This window comes from Nocardia aurea (assembly GCF_003123685.1).
GTDB classification, from domain to species: domain Bacteria; phylum Actinomycetota; class Actinomycetes; order Mycobacteriales; family Mycobacteriaceae; genus Nocardia; species Nocardia aurea.
The window spans coordinates 1-4,153 of the sequence record NZ_QCYJ01000104.1 but is presented as its reverse complement, the minus strand read 5'-3'; the positions used below and the strand labels follow the sequence as shown (position 1 = coordinate 4,153).

5 protein-coding genes are annotated in these 4,153 nt (G+C 71.2%); 3 read left to right on the top strand and 2 right to left on the bottom strand.

The window, feature by feature from the left end:
• A partial coding sequence (locus DAT37_RS25475) for a glycosyl hydrolase family 18 protein (RefSeq protein WP_232839987.1) occupies positions 1-234 on the top strand: 234 nt, incomplete at its 5' end.
• A 123-nt stretch (positions 235-357) separates the two neighbouring features.
• Here the strand turns inward: DAT37_RS25475 and DAT37_RS25470 are convergent.
• Together DAT37_RS25470 and DAT37_RS25465 are read right to left on the bottom strand one after the other, a co-directional pair.
• Positions 358-729: a ribulose bisphosphate carboxylase small subunit gene (locus DAT37_RS25470; protein ID WP_109527412.1), complete on the bottom strand. Its 372-nt coding sequence runs from the start codon at positions 727-729 to the stop codon at positions 358-360.
• Entirely contained in the window at positions 726-2,135 is a 1,410-nt protein-coding gene (locus DAT37_RS25465; protein WP_109527411.1) for a ribulose-bisphosphate carboxylase large subunit, read from the bottom strand. Before DAT37_RS25465 ends, DAT37_RS25470 begins: the two co-directional genes overlap by 4 nt.
• Before the next feature lie 62 nt (positions 2,136-2,197).
• Between DAT37_RS25465 and DAT37_RS25460 the strand changes: the two genes are divergently transcribed.
• Together DAT37_RS25460 and DAT37_RS25455 are read left to right on the top strand one after the other, a co-directional pair.
• Complete coding sequence (locus DAT37_RS25460; protein WP_109527410.1) at positions 2,198-3,109, top strand: LysR substrate-binding domain-containing protein; 912 nt, start codon at positions 2,198-2,200, stop codon at positions 3,107-3,109.
• A 65-nt stretch (positions 3,110-3,174) separates the two neighbouring features.
• Positions 3,175-4,089, top strand: a complete 915-nt coding sequence (locus tag DAT37_RS25455; protein WP_109527409.1) for a phosphoribulokinase — start codon at positions 3,175-3,177, stop codon at positions 4,087-4,089.
• Positions 4,090-4,153 lie beyond the last annotated feature (64 nt).

The window sequence follows — 4,153 nt, the reverse complement described above, 5'->3', positions numbered from 1 at the left end:
TACGGCAACCTGGTCTCCAGCGTGCCCGGCTGCACGGTACGGCATGACGAGCAGGCGGTCGCCACCTTCTGCTACACCGGTCCCAACGGGCAGTGGTGGTCCTTCGACGACACGTGGTCGATCGGCAAGAAGACCGCGTGGCTCAAGAGCAAGGGCCTGCTCGGCGCGATGATGTGGGAGATGTCCGGCGACCCCGGCCTCCTGACCGACGCGCTCGACGCCGCGCTCCGGTAGCCCGGGGCGCAGCGCGGGCGCGCCGCGGGAGCGCCGCGTTCCGGCGCTCCGATGGGAGGTGCGTCGCCAGGGGGTCGGCCCCAGCCCTGGCGGCGCACCGCTCGTGGATCCGGCGCGGATCTGTCAGAGGCGCAGCGTGAAGCCGCCCTCGTCGGTGCGGTCGAGAACGAAGGACGGCTCGACGGCGGGGCGCTGGACGATGAAGGACAGCGCCGTCGTCTGGCGGCCGAGCGACGCGTCGTAGGCGGTGACGCGGACATAGCTGGCGGGGTTCGCGGCCCGGCAGGCGTTGACCCTGTCCAGCGCCAGGCCCGGCTCCACCAGGTCGAACAGCGGAAGCCCCCACATGTCCCAGTAGACGTTGCGCGGGTGGGGGTCGTCCGTGTGCTCCACGCCCACGGCCCAGCCCTGGTCGGCGGCGTACTCGATCTGGGCGAGGATCTCGTTGTCGGTCAGGTCCGGAAGGTAGGAGAAGGTTCCCTGCGTCACTCTCATTCGGGTGCTCCGTCGGGCCGGTCGGTGGACTCGAAGGCGAACTCGACGTCGCCCCACGTCGTGAGGGCGGCGGCGAGCTCGGGGGAGTGCCTGGCCGCCGCCTTCAGCACGGCCGGGCCCTCCGCCACCAGGTCGCGGCCCTCGTTGCGGGCCTGGATCACGGCCTCCAGCGCCACCCGGTTGCCGGTCGCGCCGGCCGCGACGCCCATCGGGTGCCCGATCGTGCCGCCGCCGAACTGCAGGACGACGTCCTCACCGAGGTGGTGGACGAGGGAGTGCATCTGCGCGGCGTGGATGCCGCCGGACGCGACGGGCATGACCCCGGGTATGGACCCCCAGTCCTGGTCGAAGTAGAGGCCGTACGCGGCCGAGGCCGGGGTGCGGGGGTCGCGGCAGGTGTCGTAGTAGCCCTTCGTCGTCGCGGCGTCGCCCTCCAGCTTGCCGACGATGGTCCCCGCGTGGATGTGGTCCACCCCGAGCAGCCGCGACCACTTGGCGATGACGCGGAAGCTGACGCCGTGGTTCTTCTGCCGGGTGTAGGTGGAGTGGCCGGCGCGGTGCAGGTGCAGCAGCACGCCGTTGTCCCTGGCCCACCTGGCCATGGACCCCATCGCGGTGAACCCGACCGTGAGGTCGATCATGATGATCGGGCTGCCGAGCCGCTTGGCGTAGTCGGCCCGCTCGTACATCTGCTCCATGGTGGCGGCGGTGCAGTTGAGGTAGTGGCCCTTGATCTCGCCGGTCCGCTCGCTCGCCCGGTTGACCGCCTCCATGACGAACTGGAACCGGTCCCGCCAGCGCATGAACGGCTGGGAGTTGATGTTCTCGTCGTCCTTGGTGAAGTCGAGCCCGCCCCTGAGCGCGTCGAACACCACGCGGCCGTAGTTGCGGGCCGACAGCCCCAGCTTCGGCTTGACGGTCGCCCCCAGCAGCGGCCTGCCGTACTTGCCGAGCAGTTCGCGCTCCATCACGATCCCGTGCGCCGGCCCCTGGAAGGTCTTGGCGTACGCCAGCGGGATGCGCATGTCCTCGAGGCGCAGCGCCTTCACCGCCTTGAACCCGAAGACGTTGCCGATGATCGAGGACGCCACGTTGGGGATGGACCCCTCCTCGAACAGGTCGATGTCGTAGGCGATGTACGCGATGTACTCGCCGGGCCGCACCTCCTCCACCCGGTACGCCTTGGCCTGGTAGTGGTCGTACGCGGTCAGCCGGTCGGTCCACACGACCGTCCAGGTCGCCGTGGACGACTCGCCCGCCACCGCGGCGGCGGCCTCCTCCGGCGCGACCCCCGGCTGAGGGGTGACCCGGAACGCGCAGAGCACGTCGGTGTCCTTCGGCTCGTAGTCCGGATCGTGGTAACCGAGCTTGGCGTAGGGGATGACTCCCGAACTCAAACGGTCCATGCCTTCACCGTCACCGCCGACCGTCCAGTTGTCTATTGACGGTTGGCCGGTGACTATCAAGCATGACGTTGACTCGCCTGCGTACGTTCCTCGCCGTCGTGGAGACGGGCTCGGTGAAAGGCGCCGCGCGGCGGCTGGTCGTGACGGAGTCGGCCGTGTCGGCGTCGCTGGTCGCCCTCCAGCGGTCGCTGGGCCTGCGCCTGGTACGGCCGGCGGGCCGCGGGCTGGAGCTCACCGAGGCCGGCGAGGTCTACGCCGGGTACGTGCGGCAGGCCCTCGGGCTGCTGGAGGCGGGACGCGCCGCCGCCGCGGGCGAGGCCGACCCGGAGGGCGGCGAGCTGCGGATCGCGGCCGTCACCTCGGCGGGGGAGCAGCTCGTCCCGCGGTTCCTGCACGGCTTCCGCCAGGCACACCCGCGCGCCCGGATCGGCCTGCGGATCGGCAACCGGGCGCACGTGCACCGCCTTCTCGACGACCGGCACGTCGACGTCGTCATCGGGGGCAGGCCGCCGCGCGGCCGGGCCGTGCTGGCGGTCCGGCCGAACGAACTCGTCGTGGTGGCGCCCGGAGGCGGGGCGGCCCCGCCTCCGCGGACGGCGGCGCCGTGGGAGGAGCGACGGGGATGGCTGGCCGAGCAGACGTGGCTGCTGCGCGAGCCGGGCTCGGGCACCCGTGCCACGGCGGAGGTGCTCCTCGACGAGCTGGGCATCTCGCCGCCGACGCTGACGATCGGCTCCGGCGCCGCCGTCCGCGAGGGCGTGATCGCGGGGCTGGGCGTGAGCCTCATGTCGCGCGACGCGGTCGCCCGCGACCTGGCGTCGGCCACGATGGCCGTGCTCGGCACCCCGCAGACGCCGTTGCGCAGGGACTGGCACCTGGTGGCGCACCCGGGCAGGCTGCCCGCGACCGCCGCGCTGTTCGTTCGGTACGTCATCATGTGCGGAGAATTCACGGAAGCGTCAAGAAAGCACTGAATTTCGCGGCTTCTTTCACGCATCGCGGGGAAGACGGCGCCCCGCCGCGAAGTTACTGTCAGGTAATGCCCGACAAGCTGATGCGAATCAGGCGCGCGGACGAGGCCATGCGGCCCATCATGATCGCCATCGCCGGTGACAGCGCCGCCGGGAAGACCACGCTCACGCGTGGCCTGGTCGCCGCCCTCGGCAGGGAACGCAGCGTCTCCCTGTGCGTCGACGACTACCACCGCTACGACCGGACGGAACGGCGCTCGCTGCCGTTCACGCCCCTCCATCCCCTGTGCAACCACGTCCAGATCATGGAGCAGCACTTACAGCTGCTGGCGCTCGGCCAGCCCATACTCAAACCGGTCTACGACCACCGCAACGGCGAGCTCACCCGGCCCGAACTGATCGAGCCGCACCCCCTCGTGATCGTGGAGGGGTTGCTCCCGCTCTACACGCGGCTGCTGCGGGCCTGCTTCGACGTGACAGTCTTCCTCGCGCCCCCCGAGAGCGTGCGTCGCGACTGGAAGATCGCCAGGGACACCGCCAAGCGCGGCTACACCCCGCAGCAGGTGCTCGCCGAGCTGCGGCGGCGGGAAACGGAGGCGGAGCAGTTCATCAGGCCGCAGCGGAGGGTCGCCGACATCGTCATCGCCTTCGGCCTGACGGGGGCGTCCGTGCTGCTGCGGCCCACGATCAGGCACCCCAACTTCGTGGGGATACTCGCAGACACGGGCGTCAGGGGCGTCGCCGTCTCGCTCACCCGCGACCCGGAGGGGATCCCGGTCGACGCCCTGCGCATCGACCGGGACCTGCGCCCGTCCGACGGCGACGCCGTGGCCAAGGCGATCTGGGACGAGCTCGGCGCCCCGGGCACGCTGCCCGAATGCCTCGGCCTGCTCGACGACCGCAGGGACGAGCCCCTCCGGCTCGTCCAGCTCCTCCTGCTGTTCCACCTCCTCAGCAAGATGGGCGCCACCCCCGCGGCGTAGGCGGTCGCCGGCGGTCGCTCGCGGAATTGCAGACCAGCTTTTGGCCCAGCGGAAAACCTTCCCC